Genomic DNA, 19,967 nt, shown 5'->3' on the forward strand with positions numbered 1-19,967 from the left:
CCTGCGCTACCGGTCGAGGACGTGCAGCGTGTGCGGGGTCGTGCCGAGCGGCAGCGCGCCGTCCTCCGCGCAGAGCACCACGTCCGCCACCCTGGCCCCGAACAGGTCCTGCACATGGATGGCCGGCTCCAGGCAGAACGTCATCCCCGGCTCCAGGACCGTGTCCTCGCCCGGCAACGGCCCCTCGTCGGGCCCGAGGCCGACGCCCCGGCCGGCGTGCGGCGCCGCGAACCGCCCGTACCCGCTGCCGTCGATCACCTCGGCCACCGCGCGGGCGACCTCGCCGGCCGGGACGCCGGGCCGCAGCGCCGCCAGGCCCGCCCGGTGGGCGGCGAGCACCACCGAGTACATCGCCTCGAAGTCCTCCGGCGGCTCGGCCACCACGAAGACCCGGGCGGCCTCCGCGCAGTAGCCGTCCCAGCGCCCGCACACCGACACGCCCAGCGCGTCCCCGGGGTTGATCACGCGTTGCGCGGGCGTGTGCGCGGGCCGCGCCGTGTGCTCGCCGGCCGCCACCCGAAGCGACAGCGGCTCCTCGCACCCGGACTCCAGCAGCAGCGTGCGCAGCCGCGCGGCCATCGCCCGCTCGGTCTCCCCGAACCAGGCCAGCTCCCGTACCCGCTCCAGCACGCCTTCCGCCGCCGCCACGGCGCGCCGCAGAGCCTCGATCTCGTACGGCTCCTTGCGCAGGCGGAGCGGCGCGAGCACGGGGGTGGCGGGGACCAGTTCGGCCTCGATCGCCAGCCCGAACAGCTCGCGCACCCGCATCTCCGGGTCCACCCCGACCCGGCGCGCCCCCCGCGGCACCAGCGCGGCCGGGTCCCCGGTCTCGGCCATCGTCTCCTGCGTCACGACGAGGAACGGCCCTTGCCCGCCGCCGAGGAAGCGGAAGTCGGGCGACGGCCGCAGCACGAGCGCGTCGATCCCGGCCTCCGCCATGGCCCGCCGCGCCCTCGCGACCCGCGCCGCCACCACCGCCTCGGGCGTGATCACCGGGTCGGGCGCGGCGGGCGGCCCCGGTGTCACTTCGGCTCGTGCAGCCAGCAGGCGACCGGCCCGAAGTCCGGCTCCTTGTCGCGGCACACGTCCATCACCAGCGGGCAGCGCGGGCTGAACCGGCATCCGGGCGGCGGGCTGGCCGGGTCCGGCACGTCACCGGGCAGCTCCGCCGGCAGCACGCCCAGCCCGTCCGGCTGCGGGATGGCCGCCAGCAGCGCCCTGGTGTACGGATGCCGGGGGTTCGCCCACACCTCCGCCGTTTCGCCGACTTCGACGATCTTGCCGAGGTACATGACCGCGATCCGGTCCGCGATCAGCCGCACCACCGACAGGTCGTGGCTGATGAACAGCAGCCCGGCCCCCGACTCGACCGCGAGGTCCCGCATCAGCCGCGCCACCTGTGCCTGCGCGGAGGCGTCCAGCGCCGAGATCGGCTCGTCGCCGATCAGCAGCCGCGGCCGCGCCGCCAGCGCCCGCGCGATGGCGATGCGCTGCCGCTGCCCGCCGGAGAACTCGTGCGGGTGCCGCCCGGCGAAGTCGCGCGGCAGGCCGACGCGTTCCAGCAGGTCGGCAGGGGAGGCGGCGGTGTCGCGGGTGGCGCGCAGACCGTCGGCGATCTGGTCGCCCACGCGCCTGCGCGGGTTCAGCGACGCGTACGGATCCTGGAACACCATCTGGATCCCGGTGAGCTTGCGGCGGCGCAGCCCCAGCGGCGTGACCGGCTGCCCGTCGAAGTCGATCGAGCCCGCGGTGATCGGGTTCAGCCCGCAGACCGCGCGGGCCAGCGTCGACTTGCCGCACCCGGACTCGCCCACGAGCCCGACGACCTCTCCGGGCCGCACGCTCAGGCTGGCCCCGGCCACGGCCCGCACGACGGGACGCCCCGGGGAGCGGTGCTCGACGACCAGGTCGTCGATGGTCAGCAGGCTGGTCATGGCATCTCCGCATCGCGCCCAGAGGAAGGTTCGGGGGCAGGCCCGGCATCGGGCAGGGAGTCCAGCAGGGCGCGCGTGTAGGCGTGCTCCGGCTCGCGCAGCACCCGGCCGCGCGGCCCCGACTCCACCACCAGGCCGTCCTTCATCACGCTCACCTCGTCGGCCACCGCCGACATGACGCCCAGGTCGTGCGTGACCAGCAGCACCGCGAGCCCCAGCTCGTCGCACAGGCCGCGCAGCAGCCGCAGCACGCCGGCCTGCACGGTCACGTCCAGCGCCGTCGTGGGCTCGTCGGCGATGAGCACCTTCGGCGAGCAGGCCAGCGCGATGGCGATCGCGATCCGCTGCCGCATGCCGCCGGAGAACTGGTGCGGGAAGCGCCCGTACGCCTCCTCCGGCCCCGGGATGCGGACCTTGCCCAGCAGTTCCACGGCCCGCGCCTTCGCCTCGGCCTTGCCCAGCCCGAGGTGGTGGCGCATGTGCTCGGTGAGCTGCCTGCCGATGGTGAGCATCGGGTGCAGGCTGGTGGCCGGGTCCTGGAAGACCATGGCGATCTGGCCGCCGCGCACCCGGTTCAGCTCCTTGGGCGGCAGCGTCAGCAGCTCGCGCTCGCCGAGCCGGATCGAGCCGGTCACCCGGGCGCCGTGCGGCAGCAGCCCGAGCGCGGCCAGGCCGGTCATCGTCTTGCCCGACCCGCTCTCCCCTGCCAGCCCGTGCACGCGTCCGGCCTGCAGCCGCAGGTCCACGCCGCGCAGGATCTCCTTGTCGCCGATCGAGACCCGCAGATCGGTGATGTCCAGCGTCAAAGGGCACGCTCCTTGATCGCGCGGGCCGTACGGGGGTCGAGGGCGTCGCGCAGCGTGTCCCCCAGGAAGTTGAACGCCAGCACGACGGTCAGGATGGCCAGCCCCGGGAACGTCGCCACCCACCAGCTGTCGAAGACCTCCACGCCCGAGGCCACCATCGCCCCCCACTCGGGGGAGGGCGGCTTGGCCCCCAGGCCCAGGAACGACAGGCCGGACAGCAGCAGCAGCGCGGTGCCGATGTCGAGCGTGGCCAGCACCAGGACCGGGCCGGTGATGTTCGGCAGCACGTCCACGCGGAGCGAGCGCCACACGGAGAAGCCCAGCAGCCGCCCGCTCAGCACGAACTCCCGCTCGCGCACCCCCAGCACCAGCCCGCGCGTGACGCGGGCGTAGGCGGGCCAGGCCACCACCAGCACGGCCAGCACCGCGTTGGTCAGGCTCGCGCCCAGCGCGGCGGCCACCACCATGGCCAGGATCACGGTCGGGAACGCGAACACCAGGTCCGCCACCCGCATGATGGTCTCGTCCACCCAGCGGCCGAAGTACCCGGCGCACGCGCCGAGCAGGCCGCCGATCAGTACCGACAGGGCCACCAGCAGCAGCGTCAGCGGGATCGACACCCGAGCCCCGTACATGACGCGGCTCAGGATGTCGCGGCCGAGCTGGTCGGTGCCGAACCAGTGGCCGGGACCGGGCGGCGCGAGCCGGGGCAGCTCCTGGGCGAGCGGGTCGTGCGGGGCGAGCCAGGGCGCTGCCAGCGCCACGACCAGCCACAGCAGCGCGAGCACGGCGCCGGCGACGGCCAGCGGCTGCCGCCACGCCTCGGGCAGCCGCCGCAGCAGGCCCCTGCCTTCCCTGACGCGGGTCAGGGGGTCGCGCCGTCTCATTGGAGCCTCACTCGGGGGTCGATGACGCCGTACAGGACGTCCACGACCAGGTTGATGACGAGGTAGACGATGCCCACCACCAGGCCGACGCCCATGACGGCGGGCAGGTCGAGGGTGGTGGCGCTCTTGTAGGCGTACTGGCCGATGCCGGGCCAGGCGAAGATCGCCTCGACCAGGACGGTGCCCGACAGCAGGCTGCCGAAGGCCAGGCCCGCCACGGTGATGATGGGCACCAGCGCCGAGCGCAGCACGTACCGGAAGAGGATGACCCGGCCGGGCAGGCCCTTGGCCCGGGCGGCGCGCACGTAGTCCTGCCCGAGCACCTCCAGCACCGCCGAGCGGGTGAAGCGGGTCAGCAGGCCGATCGTGTAGAGCGCCAGCACCAGCGCGGGCGTGACGAGGTGGCCGACGGCCGAGGAGAAGATGTCCCAGCGGCCGGCCAGCACGGCGTCCACCGTCTGCAGCCCGGTGACGGCGGGAGCGCCGCCGAGGGCGGCGTCCACCCGGCCGCTGCCCGGGGTGATCTGCAGGCGGTAGAAGAACACGTAGAACGCGACCAGCGCCAGCCAGAACGTCGGCACCGAGATGCCGATCAGGCTCAGCACCCGCAGCGCGTGGTCGGAGAGGCGGTCGCGGCGCAGCGCGGCCACGACGCCGAACGCCACGCCCAGCACCAGCGAGACCAGGATCGCCGCGCCCGCCAGCTCCAGCGTCGCCGGCACGAACTCGGCCAGGTCCTGGCTGACCGGGCGGTGGCTCTGCTGGCTCGTGCCCAGGTCACCCTGGACCAGGCCCTGCAGGTGGATCAGGTACTGCTGCCAGAGCGGCTTGTCCAGGCCGTGCTCGGCCCGCCACTGGGCGACGATGGCCGGATCGCCCAGTGCCCGCTGCCCGAGGTTGGCGGCGACCGGGTCGCCGGGGACGAGGTTCGTCAGGACGAACGTCACCAGCGTGATGCCCCAGGCCATCAGGACGGCCAGCAGGACGCGGCGGACGAGGAAGCGCGCCAGCGGATGCGCCCCTCGCCGCCGTTCCCTGAGCCCGGCTTTGGGGGAGGACACGTGCCTGCCCCTACTTCACGCCGAGGTCGGCGACGTCGACCGTCCACACCGGGTGGTAGTCCAGGCCGGTCACGGAGGCCGCGGTCACGATGTTCTGGCTGGGCTGGATCAGCGGGATGAACGGCCCGGAGGCGTTGAGCCGGGTCTGCACGTCGGCGTAGGCCGTCTTGCGCGCCTCGTCGCCGATCGTCGTGGCCGCCTTGTCGCCGGCGGCCTCGATCTCCTTGGCCGCCCCGGCCTTCCAGCCGGCCCGCAGCCCCACCGTCTTACCGGGCAGGAAGGCCAGGTAGTCGCTGGGGTCCGGGTAGTCGGGGCCCCAGTACCACAGGCCCATCTCCTCCTTGCCGTTGCGGTAGTTGTCCAGCGCCGTCGTGACCGGCGCGGGCTGCAGGTCCACCGTGATGCCGACCTCCTTGAGGTTGGCCTGGATACGCTCGGCCAGCGGCTGGAACGACAGCCCGTTCACGGTCAGCTCGCTCGGGTACTCCAGCTTCACGGTCGGGTTGGACAGCCCGCTGGCGGCCAGCGCCGCCTTGGCGCCCTCGACGTCCCGCTTGGCCCCCTGGTCGGCGGGCAGCGCGCCAAGGATCTGGGACGGGATCACGCCCGGCGCCTGGGTCGAGCCCTCACCGGCCAGCTCCAGCAGTCCCGCGTAGTCCACGCCCTTGCGCACGGCCTCGACGAACTTGGCGTTCGGCGTGGTCCTGCTGATCGCGGAGTCCTGGTTGGCCAGCAGGAAGATGACGTTCGCCGAGGCGGTCTTCTTGACCTGCAGGGTCGCGGGCATGCCGGTGACCTGGTCGCCCGACAGGTTCAGCGCCACCTGGCTGTCGCCGCGCTGGACGTTCAGCTTCTGGGTGGCGGCCTCGACGTTGCGGATGACGACCTTGTCGTAGGCGGGCTTGGTCCCGTAGTACTTCGGGTTCGCCTTGAGCGTGACCTGGCTGCTCACGTTGAACGACTCGATGGTGTACGGCCCGGAGCCGGCGGAGTTCGCGTTCAGGTACTGCTCGGCCTTGTCCTGGGCGTCGGCGGTCGCGCCGTTCTGCTTGGCGACCTTGCTGTTGAGGATGCCCAGCGCCGGGTTCGGCAGGATGAACGGCAGCGCCGGGTTGGCCGCCTTCGACGTCAGCGTGATCGTCGTGTCGTCGGTCTTGGTCACCTCGACGCCGTCCAGCAGGAACGACGGCGTGCCCTTCATGTCGCGCACGCGCGTCAGCGAGAACACCACGTCGTCGGCCGTCACCGGCGAGCCGTCGGCGAACGTCGCGCCCTGCTTGAGCTTGAGGGTCAGCGTCTTGCCGTCCTCCGACAGCTCGTACGACTCGGCCAGCGCCGGCACCGGCTTGGTCACGTCGGCACCGTCGAACGTGAGCAGCGTCTCGTACACCGCCTTGCCGACGATGAGCCCCGTGGGCTCGTACGTGCGGCCGGGGTCGGCGGTCTTGAGGTCGAAGGACGTGTCGATGACGAGGGTCTTCCCGCCGCCACCGGGGGCCGCGGGGGTCTGTGAGGTGCCGCCGCCGCAGGCGGCAAGGGCGAGTGCACCGGCGAGCAGCACGGCCGCCGTCTGCGAGCGGGTCGCCATGAGAGTCCTCCAAAATTGGACGTTCAGCAGAAGGATGTCGAGGATTGTGCGGCAGATCGTCCAGGGACTGTGCGGTCAGCTAGACGTATATAAAGGTGGATGAGGTAATGATGAGTGAAATTTCCAGAAATGGTGTCAGCGGTGGCGGTCAGCCTGGACGGATCGGCATCGGTCTCGAACTGGACGACATCCACCTGAAGATCCTTGAGGTCCTGCGCGAGAACGGCAGGATCTCCGTCGCGGCGCTGGCCGAGCGGGTGGGCATCTCCCGGGCGAACGCCTACACCCGCTTCGAGGCGCTGCGCGCCGACGGCGCGATCAAACGGTTCACGGCGGAGATCGACCACGTCAGGGCGGGGCTCGGCATCACGGCGCTGATCTTCGTGACCGTGCGCCAGCAGATGTGGAAGCAGTTCCGGGCGGAGCTGGCCAGGATGCCGGAGGTGGAGTACTGCGCGATCACCACCGGGCAGCACGACGCGATGATCCAGGTGCGGGTCTCCGACGTGGCCGCCGTGCACACCATGGTGACCGACCGGCTGGCCAACATCCCGGCGGTCAAGGCGACCGAGACCGTGTTCATCCTGGACGAGGTGCTCAGGCGGCCGTACGTGCTGCCGAGCGATCGGGACCGGCCCCGGCAGCAGCGGCGGCCCGCCCAGGAGGCGCAGGGCGACGTGCCGCTCGGCAAGATGCGCTTCGTCGGCGCCGCCGAGGGCCGGGCCGCCCTGCGCAAGGACGACTGAACCCGCCGGGGGGCTCAGGCGACCTCGGTGCACACGCTCACGTGCAGCGTGTCGTCCCCGTCGAAGCTGAACTCCTCCACCAGGCGCAGCAGCCCGTCGTCGCCGGTCTCGATGCGGCTGCTGCTCTGCCCGCCCGCCTTGCCGCCGGCCTTCAGCGCGTGCGCGTACGCGATCGACACCCGGTCGCCGTCGCGCGTGCCGACGAAGCGCCCGTGGGTCACCGTGTCGCCGGTGTACTCGCCCCACACGACCTCGTCGGCCTCCCAGTACTGGAACCGGGTGGGACTGTCGGGGTTCACCGCGCTCGCCGTCGAGCTCACCATCACGAAGGTACGACCGTTGAGATTCACGCCTCCATGGTCCATACATTTCCGAAATGTCAGCACGCGGCTGGACATATGGTGATGGCGTCCAGTCAAAGCCGGGAAATCCGTCCAGCCCGGCCCTCGCCGGAGGGCGCGCGGGCGCTGCTCAGTCCACCGGGGCGCGAATCCCGGTGGCCGGCACCACCCGTGAGCTGCCCTCCAGCCTGGCGTACCGCGTTCCTCAGGTGGTGTTCGATCGTCTTGACGTTCAGCACCGGCTCCCCTGGCCACCTGCCGCTTCGTCATCCCGGCCGCCACCGACCGCCGGGTTCAGTGGCAAGCGCCTCTCACGGCATCGGCCGATCAAGGTATGCCGGACCCGTCCCCGCCGGACACGTTGCGAGCCGCCGGCGAGACGCGTAGGGGCCGCAGCGCTTCGCGTACGGCGACAAGGGTAGGGAGGGTCGCATGACCACACTCATGGACCGAGTACGCGCGTACCTGCGCAGCCCCAAGGGCAGACAGACCATCGAGAAGGCCAAGCGCGCGGCCCGCGACCCCCGTAATCAGCAGAAGGCCCGGCGCTTCCTGGACAGGCTGCGGTCTCGGCGGCACTGACCCTGGCACACCCCCAGAACGACGAAACACGGCAGATTACCGCGTTCGAGCACGCTGAACTTACGGGAAGTTCCCCCACACAGGGCAGGGCCTCGTACAGGCGCTTGTTGCAGCCGGACCGGCCGGGCTCCAGGTAGATGCTCGGGAACGTGGCGCGGCCGGCGGGGCCACCATCGCCCTGCTCGAGATCGCCCTCGGGCAGCGACCGCGATTGCGGTCAGCATGCGGGAGACATCATCGCTCGTGTCGCCGAGCCGAACCCTCGGCGACACCCCTCCTCTCACGGCACCGCCCGGCCGTGATCATGGACGGCTGATCAACCAGCCTCCCGCTTCGGCGCATGCCCGTTGACGCCGGAAGCGACGGCGCGAGACCCCGTTCTCTTCGCGTCGCATCCACCCCTCGGTCACCAGCCGCTGAAGGCGGGACCGCATTCCCTCACCCCGGGGAGCGACCGACCCCGGGGTGCCGCCGGTCGCCGCTCCCCCGCTGCCTGCCCGTCCCTCCGGCCACAACCGGGGCGCGAGTTCTGTCGCAGCCTGACAAGCCCGGTGAAGTCCGCCGCACTACACTTGACTCCTCCAGATCGCCCTTCGGGTTCTCCGGCGGGAGGACGAGCTTGCACGGCGTGGCGTGGTTCGGGGTCCTGGGTTCGCTGGAGGTGACGGCGCGCGGCCGGCCGGTGTCCATGGTCGGCCGTAACCAGCGCGAGCTGCTGGCGATGCTGCTCCTGCGGGCCAACCACCCGGTGAGCCTGGACACGCTGGTCGAGTCGTTCTGGCCGGCCGACACGCCCGCCACCGCCCGAAGGCAGATCCAGAACGGCGTGGGACGGCTGCGCAGGACCCTGACGACCGGCGGCGTACCCGGCGATTGGAGGTGCTGGAGGAGTGCCTGGAGCTGGAGCTGCGGCTGGGCCGGCACCACGAGATCGCCGGAGAGCTGGCGGACCTCGTGGCCGAGCATCCGCTGCGCGAGCGGCTGTGCGCCCTGCTGATGCTGGCGCTCCACCACGACGGCCGCACCGCCGAGGCGCTGGAAGCCTACCGCCGGACGCGTACGGCGCTGGTCGAGGAGCTGGGCCTGGAGCCCGGCGCCGCGCTGAGGCGGCTGGAGCACGCCATCCTGACCGGCGACGACGCGCTCGCCCCGCCGGCCTCGTCCGCGGGCCGGGCGGCTGGTCCCGTCCGGCCCCGCCAGCTCCCGCCGGACGTGGCCGACCTCACCGGCAGGGACGAGATCGCCGCCGGGATGCGCGAGCTGCTTCGCACCGCCCCGGACGGCACGGCCGTGACCGTGGTGGCGATCAGCGGTCAGGCCGGGGTCGGCAAGACCACGCTGGCCGTGCACGTGGCGCACGCCGTCTCCGGCGCCTTCCCCGACGGCCAGCTCTACGCGGACCTGCGCGGCGGCTGGCAGGCCCACCGGGCCGGGCCTGACGAGGTGCTGGCCCGGTTTCTACGCGCGCTCGGCATGGCGGGCTCGGAGATCCCGCGCGGGGCGGACGAACGCGCCAAGGAGTACCGCTCGCGACTGGCGGGCCGCCGGCTGCTCGTCGTCCTCGACAACGCGGCCGACGAGGCGCAGGTCCGGCCGCTGATCCCGGGCACGCCGAGCTGCGCCGTCCTGGTGACCAGCCGCGCCAAGCTGGCCGGCCTGCCCGGCGCCCGACTGGTCGAGCTCGGCGTCCTGGACACCTCGCGCGCCGTCGAGCTGCTGGGCCGCATCGCGGGCGCCGGGCGCGTGGCGGCCGAGGCGGGGGCGGCGCGCGAGCTGGTCCGGCTGTGCGGCGGCCTGCCGCTCGCGCTGCGCATCATGGGGGCCAGGCTGGTCGTGCACGGCCGTGCCACGATCGCCGAGCTGGCCCGCCGCCTGGCCGACGAGAGCCGCCGCCTCGACGAGCTGTCCTATGGTGACCTGGAGGTACGCGGGAGCCTGTCCTACAGCTTCCACCGGCTCAGCCCGCGGGCGAAGCGGCTGCTGTGCCTGTTGGCCCACCTGTACGCGCCCGACGTCTCCGCCTGGACGTGCGCCGCCCTGCTCGGCACCGACCGTCCGCCCGACACCACGGGGCGGATGACACGCCTGCGACGCTCGGCATCGACATGGGAGAGGCCGGTGAGCTGATCGGCGAGCTGGTCCGCGCCCGGCTGCTGGAGACGTCCGGCACCACCCGTCCCCGCTACCACCTGCACGATCTCATCCGGCTGTTCGCCAGGGAGAGCGTCGCCGAGGACGTCCGCCCGGCCGTCGTGCGCGCGCTGGGCGGCTGGCTGGCCCTGGCCGAACACGCCCACCTCGCGCTGTCCGGCGGCGACTACGTCACCCTGCGCGGCGACGCCCCGCGGTGGCGCCCGGCCGTGACCGGGCCGGCCCGCCTGATCGCCGAGGACCCCCTGGCCTGGTACGACACCGAGCACCTGAACCTCGTGCGGGCCGTGCGCCAGGCCTGCGACCTGGAGCTCGACGAGCTGTGCTGGGAGCTGGTAGCCGGCTCGTACCCGTTGTTCCTGACCCGCGGGCACAACGACGACTGGGAGGACGTCCTGTGGTGCGCCCTGGCCTGCACGCGCCGTGCGGGCAACGCCCGCGGCACGGCGACCATGCTCATGGGGCTCGGCCTGCTGGGCGCGTACCGGCATGAATACGCCGAGGCCGCCAAGGTCCTGGACGAGTCGGTACGGACGTTCAGGCGGCTCGGCGAGACCCGCGGCCGCCTGTACGCGCTCGGCATCGCGGCTCATGTGGAGGGCATGATGGGCCGCTACGACCAGGCCATCGCCCGCCACGAGGAGGCGCTGGAGGTGCACCGCGCCTCCGGCGACCGCGGCGCCGAGACACTGCTGTCCCGCTCGCTGGGCCAGCTCCTGGTTGAGGTGGGCCGCTTCGAGCAGGCAGGGCCGCTGCTGGAACGGGCGCTGGCGGTGGGCCGCGACGGCGACCGGCGGGTACGCGCGGAGGTGCTGTACTGGCTAGGCCAGCTCCGCCTCGGCACAGGCGAGCTCGACGCGGCCGAGTCCGACTTCAAGGAGATGCTGGCCATCGCCGAGGACCTCGGCAACCCCAGGGAGGAGGCGGAGGCCCGGTACGCGCTGGGCCTGGTGCGGCTGGAGACCGGCGCCTACGCGGCGGCGGCCGGCCTCTTCCGCCAGGCCCTGGCCCTGAACCGGCCGCTCCGCGAGCCGCTGACCGACGGCCGCATCCGGGTCGCGCTCGGCCTGCTGCACCATCGGCGGGGGGGAGCACGAGCAGGCGTACGGCCACCTGACCGAGGCGCTGCGGATCTTCGGCTCCATCCTGACGCCGCTGTGGCAGGCCCGCGTGCTCAGCGCGCTCGGGGACGTGCAGCGGGCCCGCGGCGACCGGACGGCGGCCGAGGCGGCATGGCGGCGCGCCCGCGTCCTGTTCGCCCAGGTCGGCTCGCCGGAAGCGGCCCGCGTCGGCCCCACCTGACCCCATCGCCCGCCGTACGCCTGCGACCGTGCTGCTCCTGCATACGGAAGCGTCAGCTGGGCCCTCGCGGCGTGACCCGTGCCGAACGGCTCGGACGGCCGCGATCACACCGAGATGAACGGCTCCGTCAGGTGCGGAGTCGCCAGGTGCAGCGTGGTGGCGGTTTCGCGGCTGAGCATGCGCTTCCTCGCGTGCCTGGCCGCTTCACGGTCGATCTCGTGCGAGTAGGCGAGCTCGGGGTGGAGCAGCTGGAGGGCGTGGACCAGGAGGTCGCCGGTGACGAGCACCAGCTCGCGCCCCTCGGCGACCAGCACGCTCTGGTGCCCGGGCGTGTGGCCTGGCGTGGCGACCGTGCGCCCGGCGCGTAGCTGGGTGTCGCCGTCGAGGAGCCGGAGCCGACCGGCCGCCTGGAGCGGGTCGGTGAGGGTCTCGCGGAGCTGCGGGTTGAGCGCGTCGAGGGCGTCGAACTCGGCCCGCTGGAGCAGGTATTCGGCGTTCGGGAAGTAGGGGCGGCGGTCGCCGTCCGCGCTGTTGGTCGAAGCGTTGCCGGTCGCCGCGCCGCCCGCTGATGGGACGGCCGCCTCGGTCACGACCGCCCATCCGACGTGGTCGGTGTGCAGGTGCGTGAGCACCACGGTGTCGACCTCGGCCGGGTCGATGCCCGCGGCGGCGAGCGACTCGGGGAGCGCACCGGGCACGGGCGCCCACGAGCCGGCAGGGCTGTCCGCCGGGCCGATGCCGGCGTCCACGATGGTGAGGCCCTTGTCGCTGCGGATCGCGTACGCGCGGAACTGGAGCCGCCAGCGGCCCTCGGCGTCGACCGCGCCCGGGTCGTAGCGGTCGGCCTCGGCCCACTGATCGGCCGTGGCCTCGGGGAAGGCCTCGGCGCGTGGCGAGAAGAACGGGCCCTCGCCATCGGCGAGGGCGATGATCTCGGTCGAGCCGATCCGGAGACGGGGAACGCTGAGGGACATGGTCGCGATCCTGCCATGCCTCGCACACAGATGGTCACTCACCCCACCACCGGCTCCTGAACGTGCTGTGGGTGAGCACGACGACGCCGGCCCTGCACCATGGCCGGCACCGTCCTCGACGTCCGCACCGATGACAGGTCGCACGGCGAGCCACGACCTGGCGTCCTGGGAAGGGAGGTGTCAGGCGGCCGCGTGGATGAGCGCGCCCGCGCGTTCGAACGGAACGACCGCGCCGTTGAGGATCACTTTGGTGGCGTTCGGCGCCTTGATCGCGATGGACCTGGCCGGGTCGGTGCTCGCGGTGAGTCCGCTGCCGTCGATACGCACGGTGCCGTCCCCGTCGAAGGTCACGGCCAGATCCTTGACCGCGGCCGGCGCCTTGACCAGGGTCTCGCCGGCACGTTCGATCGACGAGCCGTCGACCATCACGATCGATCCGGCGTCGGCGTGGAGCAGCTTGCCGTCGAAGGTGTAGGCCCCGAACGCGCGCGGCGCCTTCGTGGTCCAGGACTTGTAGTAGACCCCCTCGCCGCCGTTCAGGCTCAGGGCTGTCGCCTCGTACGGCTCGGCGCCGCCCACGGGAAGCCGTTCCACCGTCACGGAGGTGTCGGCCGCGCCCTTGGACGGCAGCAGGATGGTGTCGAAGGTCGTCTGGCCGGAGCCCGTCTTGACGTAGGAGGCGTACTTCGCGTTCTCCACCGAGTAGAACCGCGGCGCGTAGTAGCCGTCGCGCAGGGTGGAGGCGACCTCGGCAGGGTCGGCGGGGACGATCGTGAGGTTCGCGCCCGTCGCGAAGGCGGTGGTCGTGGCCTCCGTCCCGGACCGGATCGCGGGATTGGCGTCCGCGGCGAAATGCCAGTTCTGCTCGTAGCGGTGCTCCTTGACGGCGTCCACCGGCTTGAGCCGGTCGGAGACCACCCACAGGCCCGAATGCAGCGACAGGACGGATCGTTCGTGGCGGACGCCGGCGGAGCTCTCGGTGTTCGCGCCGATCAGGTCGAAGGCGGGGTTGCTGATCAGATGCGAGATCCCGCCGGCCGCGGTCGAGGTCTGCCGCTGATCGTCGATCTCTATCGTGCTGTGCGCCTCCGTGGTGAACCGCAGCCACTTCGCGCGCTCGTCCGTGCTGTAGGTGAAGGTGCCCATGTCGGGCAGGAGCGGCCGGCCGTAGGCGTACGCGGTGATCGCCAGCTCGTCCGGATGGCTGTGGTTGCCGCGGTCGGCGTTGATCCGGAGGTGGGAGTCGCCGGCGGTCCAGCCGGAGCGGGAGATCGCGACCCGGGTGTCCGGGTAGAGCACGGAGGTGCGCGCCGGCTTCTCGCCGGACGTGCCGGAGGTACCGACATGGACAAGTTCGGGGTCGTTGAGCAGCTCGCCCAGGCTCCTGAGGGTGCTGCGCAGGTCGAGGGAGTCGCTGTCGCCGTAGGCCGGGCCGTAGCCGCTGGGATAGCTCTGATCCATGAGGAAGCGGCCCAGCTGCCGCAGCTTGGCGGTGGCGGTGAACGTGATGCCGTTGCGCCGCATGAAGGCGACGACGTCCACGTACTGTCTGAGGTAGCCCCGCAGGTAGGCGTCCGTGGACTCCTTGTAGCCGCCATCGGCGTAGGTCGAGTCGTTGAGCTGGGCCGAGAGGAAGTCGGCGGCGTTGGTCCGCCACGCGGGCGCGACGCGGAACTCCGGGAAGTAGACGGAGGCGTGCAGCAGCGTGATCTTCTGTGACTGCATCTTGTTCGGCGTGGCGTTGACGTTCACCTGCAGGTGCAGGCCGGCCCGGTTCATCGTCTTGAGGATCGCGGTGTTGGCCTCGGGGGTCAGCGATGGGCTCTTGCGCAGGATCTCGTAGGCCGCGATCCAGTTGTGCAGGCGGCGCGCGGCGTGCAGGTTGCCCGGGTAGGAACCGGCGCCCTGGTCGGCGTCGTAGACGTCGGCGTCCTTGATGAAGTCGGTCATCAGGCCGATGAGCGTGCGGGCGTGCTGCTCGTTGCCGGTCTTCTGGTACTCCAGGGCCAGCGGGCCGGCGAAGTAGAAGCGGGGCAGCTGGTAGAGATACTCCATGTCTGCGCCGGAGGGCAGCTTCCAGTCGAAGCCGCCGGGGTCGCCCGCCCAGGAGAAGGTGTTCTGCACGGTGTTGGACCAGGTGCGGGTGGCCTCGTCGAAGGTCTCGGCGTTGCCGTACAGCATGATGTCCTTCGCGGTGTCGGCCGTGCCGGTCAGCGTCAGCTCCGCCTTCTTCACACCCTTGACGCTGCCGAGGTCGAAGCGCAGGTAGGCCTTGCGTGTCTCGTCGGTGAACGGCCCCGTGCCCTGGTCGCTGACCTGCATGTAGTACTTGGCGCCGTACACGTTGCCCGGGTTGGCCGCCCAGATGTAGGTGTCGTGCGTGGGGGTGAGGGTCTGCACCGAGCCGTCGGACAGGGTCAGGCGGAGGGTGGGCTTGCCCGAGCCCTTGCTCTTGCTGTTGATGAGGGCGATGACCGCGTCCTTGTGCCGGCTCATCAGGAAGAATCCGGTCTTGCCGCTGGTGACGCTGCTGGTGACGTCGGCCGTGACGGTCTTCTCCCCCGGGCCGAAGGTGAGCGTCCTGACGTAGACCTCACCCGACCCCAGCGTCCAGATGTGGCTGGAGGTCAGCTCGATCGCGCCCGGCCAGGCCGTGTGCGAGAAGCCGCCGGCCTCGATGGCCGGGCGCGAGCGGTAGTAATCCAGCAGCCGCCGCTTGGCCAGCGCGTAGTCACCCGCCTTCACCGCGCTCTCCACGGGCTTGAGGCCCGCCAGCGCGTAGTTCAACCGCGGTCCCACCGTCCAGGCGCCGCCGCTCCACCTCCCGAAGAAGCCCGCGTCGGACAGCGCGGCCGCGGCGGCCGGAGGGCTCGGCACCAGGAACGCGGCGACCAGAATCAGGACGGCGAGCCGCCACCACGAGGCAGACATGCACGCCAACGTAGAGGCGCGCGGTATGTCCGGGGTATGTCAGCGCAAGAGGCCAGGTGAGATGCCCGGGCGGGCGGTGGGTTTCAGGTGATCAACTGGCCGTGGGGCCGGCAGCGATCAACAGTTGCTCGCGCCCCAGAACTTTTACCCGATCTTGGCAGTCGAAGCAGACATGATGAAGACGATGATCGGGGCCTCGCTCCTCGCTGGTTCGCTGATGGTCTCCGGCGCCACCGCCGCGGTGGCGCAGGCGAAGCCGACGCTGGGGCCGTACGGCTACGGTGCCGTGAAGCTCGGCATGACCGTCAAGCAGGCCAGGGCGACAGGGCAGGTGGTCAGCAAGATGCCGGGCGGAGGCGGCTGCTCCGGCTGGGACCTGAAGAAGTTCCCGACTCCCAAGGACGAGGTCGGCGTCTACATCTCACCGCGCGTGGGACTGGCCGCCGTCTTCGCCGCGAAGGAGATGAGGACGCCGGAAGGCATCAAGATCGGCTCCACCCTCGACCGGCTGAAGGCCGCCTACCCGAGGATCAACAAGGACATCCACGGGTACTACGTGATCACGGTCCCTGGCAACAGGAAGGCTCAGTACACCTTCGGCGTCACGCGCGGCAAGGTCACCGAGTACGGCATCGCGCTCAAGAAGCAGGACTGCTTCAACTAGATGATTGATGCCAAGGGGTCTGGCTACGGTTAGTGGTCATAGGCGATCAGGGACCGCTTGATCGGCTGGCCGGTCTTGTCGTTGGGCCAGATCTCGCTGGTCAGCGCGAGGATGCGGGTCAGCACGCGAATGATGACGCCGGCGCGGCCGGTGGCGACGATCTGGTCGCGGATGCGCAGGTTGATGATGCCTGCCGGGTGGGACTGCGCGCTCGTCTGCGCCAGCCGCTCCCGTACGAACGTGTGCAGCTCCACCGGGTCGATCTCGACCAGCGGCCGCGCCGACCCCGAGCCGTCGCGCGGGCCCGGCGTGCGGTCCAGCTCGACCGCGATGGTCCAGGCCCGGGCCGTGTCGCCGGCTCCGAGGAACGGGTTGCGGCCGGAATAGAGCGTGACGTTCCCGTGCTGCGCCGCGCCGATCCAGCGCAGCCGCTGCTCGGCCCCCGCGTCGGCCGCCGGGCCGGGCGGCGGTGGCGGCGCTCCGGGGCGCAGGTCGCGGCCGATGACGCGGAACACGGCGATGCGGTAGCCGGCCGCCACGCCGAGGGACAGGAGCACCACGAGGAGCAACTGCAGCGACAGCGCGGCACCGCTCGGCGGCGCGCCCCCTTCGAGGAAGGAGCTGATCGCACGCGCGGTGGCGATGGCCACGACGGCGAAGGCGGCCGGTATCGACACCAGCGTCGAGATGACGAACCAGACGAGGATCTTGTACGGGCGGGAGAGCCGGCGCAGCGGCCGCAGGGCGAGCAGCGCGAACGGGATCACCACGGCGAGCCACTGGATCGTGACCTCGGGCGGCCAGTACGGCGTTGTGCACGCCGAGCAGGGCCACCGGACGCGCAGGGGCTCGGCGGTCATCGGGAGCTCCGCGGCGGCTGCCCGCCGGAGGCGTCCACGAAGTGCACATCGTAGCGTTCCTGCTCGGGCAGCAGGCTGTCGAAGGGCTCCAGACCATGCTGGATGCGCCCCAGCTGTCGGAAATAGCCGTAACGTTCGACGCCCGGCGTCAAGACGGCCAGCAGATCGGCCCCTGTGCCCGGCGCCGCGCCGAACGCGTGCGGCAGCCGCGGCGGTACCACGACCAGCCCGCCCTTGGTGAGGGTCATCCTCTCCTCGCCGAGGAGGAAGTCCAGCGCTCCGTCCAGGACGTAGAACAGCTCGGTGGAACGCGCGTGGTAGTGCAGCCTGGCACCGTCGCGGCCCGGACCCAGGGTGAGCCGGTTGGCGCCGAGCGCGCCGGCGGTGTCGCTTGCGTCGGCGAGCAGGGTGAACGCCCCGCCCGCGGGCAGAACGACCACCTCCGCGGACTGGCTGGGGACGACAAAGGCCTGCAATGCAGTCATATTTCGCTCCATTCGGGTTCGGGTTCCATTCGATCCCAGGAACAAGTCGCGTACCAGAAGCGGTTATGACCTGCAGTCATCACCGATCGAGATGAATCGAGGACGACGGGTGGAACTCCGGCAGCTTGCCTACTTCGTGGCGGTCGCCGAAGAGGGCGGTTTCAGCCGCGCAGCCGAGCGGCTCAGCATCGTGCAGTCAGCGGTGAGCCAGCAGATCCGCCGGCTCGAACGCGAGCTCGGCGTGCCGCTGTTCGACCGTTCGACCCGCCATGTGAAGCTGTCCGGCGCGGGAGAACGCCTGCTGCCCGAGGCGCGCGCCGTCCTGGCCGCCGCGCACCGCGCCCGGCAGGTCGCCACCGACATCCGCGCGGGCACGGACGGCGTCCTGCGCCTCGGCATCGTGCAGGGTCCGGGCGACCGGATCTACCGTGTCCTCAACGAACTGGCCGCCGTCGCGCCACGCCTCCAGGTCCGCCCGCGCCGTCTTCCCCTGCCCGATCGCCTCTCCGCCGTGCGCTCGGGCGAACTCGACGCGGCGCTGGTCCGTGCGCTCTCCGGCGCGCCGGGCCTGGAACTCCTCCCGATCTGGACGGATCCGCTGTACGTGGCCCTGCCCGCCGGACACCCGTTGACGCGTTCGGCCGAACTCAAGCTCGAAGACCTGGCCGATCTGCCCATCCGGCTCGCTGCCCGCGAGGACAACCCGCCCTTCCACGACCTGATCACCGACGCCTGCCGGGCGGCCGGGACCGTCCCGCCGCCCGGGCCGCCGTTCACCACGCTCCAGGAGACCCTCGCGGACATCGGTGTCGGCACGCCGTCCTGGACGGTCTTCTATGAGGTCACCGGCCTGCCGGAGGTACCCCGGGTCGCCATCCGCCCGCTCGCCGGACCCACGTTGACCACGTCGCTGGCCGTCCTTCCAGGCCCGCCCACACCCGCCGTCCGCCGGCTTCTGGAAATTCTGGCCCGCGCCCCCGCCCCGTTGCCGGAGGTCGGTGTGACGCTTGGAGCGGATGTCCCCGGTCACTACCCGCCGTGCCGGAGCTGATGGGATCGCACCTTGGTCCGGTTGCCGCAGCGCGCCATGGAACACCAGCGCCGGTTGTGCGCGGGGGAACGATCCACGAAGCGCAGGGCGCAGCGGTCCGCGCCGCAGACGCGAACCCGGCGGATCTCGTCCGAGAGCAGCAGTTCCACCGCGTCATGAGCGACCAGGCCGAGTCCCGCTGCCGCGTCCTCGGCTCCGTCCTTCCTGTTCCCCGGCGCCAGGCGCCCGCCCACGATGACGACCTGGGGCGCCGGGCGTGGCACCACCATCGCGGCATCGTTGATCAGGGACAGGTCTCCTGCGTCAGGCAGACCGCCGCCCGCCGCCGCCATGACGGCGCGGTCGATCGCCTCACGCAGTCGCCGCGCGAAGTCCAGCATGACCTCTGGCTGGGCAGGCGTCCGGATCGGCTCGCCGGTCACTCCGGCGACGTGCAACCAGCGCAGCACGTCGTCAGGTTCGCGGAGCGTCTCACGGGGCTCCTTCCAGCGGTCGCGCAGGGTGTTGACGTAGTCGAGGCACACCCGGCCGCCGTACCAGAGCCACTCGTCCTCCGCTGCCGCGCCTGCGGTTCGGGACGTCATCCGCGCGCCGTGGTCCACTGCCAGGTTCGCCTCGGCCGGGCACCTCGGCGAAGCGTGAGGCCGGCAGCCGGTCTGCGGGGGCGAACGGCGAGCGGGTCCTCGCGTGACGGGGTCAACGGCCTCTCCCCTCGGCCAGGAAGCCTCGAAGGTGATCGAGGAGGACGTCCGGCCGCTCCTCGGCGATGAAGTGACCGCAATCGGGGATCTGGGCGCCGGTGACGTCCTCGGCGTACTCACGCCAGATGTCCAGGGTCGGGAGCCGGGAGGGAAGCCCGACCGATCCCCACAAGGCCAGCACGGGCATGACCAGTTTGCGCCCCGTCGCCGCGTCGTCGTCGTCGAGCGCGAGGTCCTGATCCTGGGCGCGGTAGTCGTCGAAGCCGGCCCGCAGGGCGCCGGGCCGGGAGTAGGCGCGGACGTAGGCGTCCACGGCGTCGGGGTCCAGCCCGTGACGGTTGTAGGTCCAGCGTTCGAAGAAGTACTCCAGATATCCGCGGACGTCGTTGGCGACCAGGCGTTCCGGCAGGTCCGGCTGCAGGTGGAACAACCAGTGCCAGTACCCGGCCGCCACCGAAGCGTCCAGCCGGCGGAACATCTCCCGCGTCGGCACCACGTCCAGCACGACGAGCCGCTCCACCTGCTCCGGGCGGTCCAGCGCCCAGCGGTGCGCGACGCGGGCGCCGCGGTCGTGCCCTACGACCGCGGCCCGGTCGAAGCCCAGCGTCCGCACGAGCTCGGCCATGTCGGCGGCCATCTGCCGCTTGTCATAGCCCGTTGACGGCTTGTCGCTGAGACCGTATCCACGCAGGTCAGGCGCGACGACCGTGTGATCGGCGGCCAACGGTTCCAGCACGGCCCGCCAGCACAGGCTGGTCTGCGGCCAGCCGTGGAGCAGGATCACCAGCGGACCGGAACCCGCCCGCGTGTAGTGCACGCGGATGCCGTTCACGAAGGCCACGCCGGTCGTTGTCACGATGCCACTCATGGGCTGCCCTACCTCCTTAACCCTCTAAGGGGGTT

At 71.7% G+C, this 19,967-nt stretch carries 19 protein-coding genes and 1 pseudogene; 7 read left to right on the top strand and 13 right to left on the bottom strand.

Going from position 1 to position 19,967, the window contains the following annotated elements; all coding sequences use genetic code 11:
* Window positions 1-6: 6 nt before the first annotated feature.
* Genes ACBJ32_RS44965 through ACBJ32_RS44990 form a run of 6 tightly spaced genes read right to left on the bottom strand, consistent with a single transcriptional unit; the run spans window position 7 to window position 6,276 of the window.
* Complete coding sequence (locus ACBJ32_RS44965; RefSeq protein WP_375132045.1) at window positions 7-1,026, bottom strand: M24 family metallopeptidase; 1,020 nt, start codon at window positions 1,024-1,026, stop codon at window positions 7-9.
* On the bottom strand, window positions 1,023-1,934 hold the full coding sequence (locus ACBJ32_RS44970) for an ABC transporter ATP-binding protein (protein ID WP_375132046.1): 912 nt from the start codon (window positions 1,932-1,934) through the stop codon (window positions 1,023-1,025). The genes ACBJ32_RS44965 and ACBJ32_RS44970 overlap by 4 nt, the downstream gene beginning before the upstream one ends.
* A complete protein-coding gene (locus tag ACBJ32_RS44975) occupies window positions 1,931-2,740 on the bottom strand; it encodes an ABC transporter ATP-binding protein (RefSeq protein ID WP_357887605.1) in 810 nt (269 codons plus the stop codon). Before ACBJ32_RS44975 ends, ACBJ32_RS44970 begins: the two co-directional genes overlap by 4 nt.
* On the bottom strand, window positions 2,737-3,627 hold the full coding sequence (locus tag ACBJ32_RS44980) for an ABC transporter permease (RefSeq protein WP_357887602.1): 891 nt from the start codon (window positions 3,625-3,627) through the stop codon (window positions 2,737-2,739). The genes ACBJ32_RS44975 and ACBJ32_RS44980 overlap by 4 nt, the downstream gene beginning before the upstream one ends.
* Window positions 3,624-4,688 carry an ABC transporter permease gene (locus tag ACBJ32_RS44985; protein WP_375132047.1) on the bottom strand — a complete coding sequence of 355 codons (1,065 nt, stop codon included), beginning with the start codon at window positions 4,686-4,688 and terminating at the stop codon, window positions 3,624-3,626. The genes ACBJ32_RS44980 and ACBJ32_RS44985 overlap by 4 nt, the downstream gene beginning before the upstream one ends.
* 10 nt (window positions 4,689-4,698) lie before the next feature.
* The gene (locus tag ACBJ32_RS44990) at window positions 4,699-6,276 is read right to left on the bottom strand and encodes an ABC transporter substrate-binding protein (protein ID WP_375132048.1); all 1,578 of its coding nucleotides are present in this window, start codon (window positions 6,274-6,276) and stop codon (window positions 4,699-4,701) included.
* A gap of 107 nt (window positions 6,277-6,383) precedes the next feature.
* Here ACBJ32_RS44990 and ACBJ32_RS44995 point away from each other — a divergent pair, with 107 nt between their 5' ends.
* Window positions 6,384-7,022: an Lrp/AsnC family transcriptional regulator gene (locus ACBJ32_RS44995; protein ID WP_357887593.1), complete on the top strand. Its 639-nt coding sequence runs from the start codon at window positions 6,384-6,386 to the stop codon at window positions 7,020-7,022.
* A gap of 14 nt (window positions 7,023-7,036) precedes the next feature.
* On the opposite strand, the gene ACBJ32_RS45000 is transcribed toward ACBJ32_RS44995, so the two are convergent.
* A complete protein-coding gene (locus tag ACBJ32_RS45000) occupies window positions 7,037-7,372 on the bottom strand; it encodes a hypothetical protein (protein ID WP_357887591.1) in 336 nt (111 codons plus the stop codon).
* A gap of 423 nt (window positions 7,373-7,795) precedes the next feature.
* Here ACBJ32_RS45000 and ACBJ32_RS45005 point away from each other — a divergent pair, with 423 nt between their 5' ends.
* From ACBJ32_RS45005 to ACBJ32_RS45020, 4 genes and pseudogenes are all read left to right on the top strand, one after another.
* Window positions 7,796-7,945: a hypothetical protein gene (locus tag ACBJ32_RS45005; RefSeq protein ID WP_375132049.1), complete on the top strand. Its 150-nt coding sequence runs from the start codon at window positions 7,796-7,798 to the stop codon at window positions 7,943-7,945.
* Window positions 7,946-8,573: 628 nt separating this feature from the next.
* Entirely contained in the window at window positions 8,574-8,942 is a 369-nt protein-coding gene (locus ACBJ32_RS45010; protein WP_375132050.1) for a winged helix-turn-helix domain-containing protein, read from the top strand.
* Window positions 8,825-10,072 carry a BTAD domain-containing putative transcriptional regulator gene (locus tag ACBJ32_RS45015; RefSeq protein WP_375132051.1) on the top strand — a complete coding sequence of 416 codons (1,248 nt, stop codon included), beginning with the start codon at window positions 8,825-8,827 and terminating at the stop codon, window positions 10,070-10,072. The genes ACBJ32_RS45010 and ACBJ32_RS45015 overlap by 118 nt, the downstream gene beginning before the upstream one ends.
* A pseudogene (locus ACBJ32_RS45020) lies at window positions 10,051-11,097 on the top strand (tetratricopeptide repeat protein); the annotation flags it as partial. The gene ACBJ32_RS45015 and the pseudogene ACBJ32_RS45020, both read left to right, overlap by 22 nt.
* A gap of 405 nt (window positions 11,098-11,502) precedes the next feature.
* Here the strand turns inward: ACBJ32_RS45020 and ACBJ32_RS45025 are convergent.
* Window positions 11,503-12,372: an MBL fold metallo-hydrolase gene (locus ACBJ32_RS45025; RefSeq protein ID WP_375132052.1), complete on the bottom strand. Its 870-nt coding sequence runs from the start codon at window positions 12,370-12,372 to the stop codon at window positions 11,503-11,505.
* Between the two features lie 180 nt (window positions 12,373-12,552).
* On the bottom strand, window positions 12,553-15,303 hold the full coding sequence (locus ACBJ32_RS45030) for a heparinase II/III family protein (RefSeq protein ID WP_375132053.1): 2,751 nt from the start codon (window positions 15,301-15,303) through the stop codon (window positions 12,553-12,555).
* Between the two features lie 172 nt (window positions 15,304-15,475).
* Between ACBJ32_RS45030 and ACBJ32_RS45035 the strand changes: the two genes are divergently transcribed.
* A complete protein-coding gene (locus tag ACBJ32_RS45035; RefSeq protein ID WP_375132054.1) occupies window positions 15,476-15,967 on the top strand; it encodes a hypothetical protein in 492 nt (163 codons plus the stop codon).
* A gap of 29 nt (window positions 15,968-15,996) precedes the next feature.
* Here the strand turns inward: ACBJ32_RS45035 and ACBJ32_RS45040 are convergent, their stop codons facing one another.
* Together ACBJ32_RS45040 and ACBJ32_RS45045 are read right to left on the bottom strand one after the other, a co-directional pair.
* Window positions 15,997-16,827: a hypothetical protein gene (locus ACBJ32_RS45040; RefSeq protein WP_375132055.1), complete on the bottom strand. Its 831-nt coding sequence runs from the start codon at window positions 16,825-16,827 to the stop codon at window positions 15,997-15,999.
* Window positions 16,824-17,312: a cupin domain-containing protein gene (locus tag ACBJ32_RS45045; protein ID WP_375132056.1), complete on the bottom strand. Its 489-nt coding sequence runs from the start codon at window positions 17,310-17,312 to the stop codon at window positions 16,824-16,826. The genes ACBJ32_RS45040 and ACBJ32_RS45045 overlap by 4 nt, the downstream gene beginning before the upstream one ends.
* Before the next feature lie 109 nt (window positions 17,313-17,421).
* Here ACBJ32_RS45045 and ACBJ32_RS45050 point away from each other — a divergent pair, with 109 nt between their 5' ends.
* The gene (locus tag ACBJ32_RS45050) at window positions 17,422-18,363 is read left to right on the top strand and encodes a LysR family transcriptional regulator (protein WP_375132057.1); all 942 of its coding nucleotides are present in this window, start codon (window positions 17,422-17,424) and stop codon (window positions 18,361-18,363) included.
* Here the strand turns inward: ACBJ32_RS45050 and ACBJ32_RS45055 are convergent.
* Together ACBJ32_RS45055 and ACBJ32_RS45060 are read right to left on the bottom strand one after the other, a co-directional pair.
* Window positions 18,342-18,947 carry a CGNR zinc finger domain-containing protein gene (locus ACBJ32_RS45055; RefSeq protein ID WP_375132058.1) on the bottom strand — a complete coding sequence of 202 codons (606 nt, stop codon included), beginning with the start codon at window positions 18,945-18,947 and terminating at the stop codon, window positions 18,342-18,344. The two genes, ACBJ32_RS45050 and ACBJ32_RS45055, sit on opposite strands and share 22 nt — an antisense overlap.
* Window positions 18,948-19,059: 112 nt before the next feature.
* Window positions 19,060-19,932 (bottom strand): alpha/beta fold hydrolase, encoded by an 873-nt coding sequence (locus ACBJ32_RS45060; protein WP_375132059.1) that lies wholly within the window; start codon window positions 19,930-19,932, stop codon window positions 19,060-19,062.
* Between the last annotated feature and the right edge of the window lie 35 nt (window positions 19,933-19,967).

Source organism: Nonomuraea sp. GTA35 (assembly GCF_041950525.1).
Lineage (GTDB): Bacteria > Actinomycetota > Actinomycetes > Streptosporangiales > Streptosporangiaceae > Nonomuraea.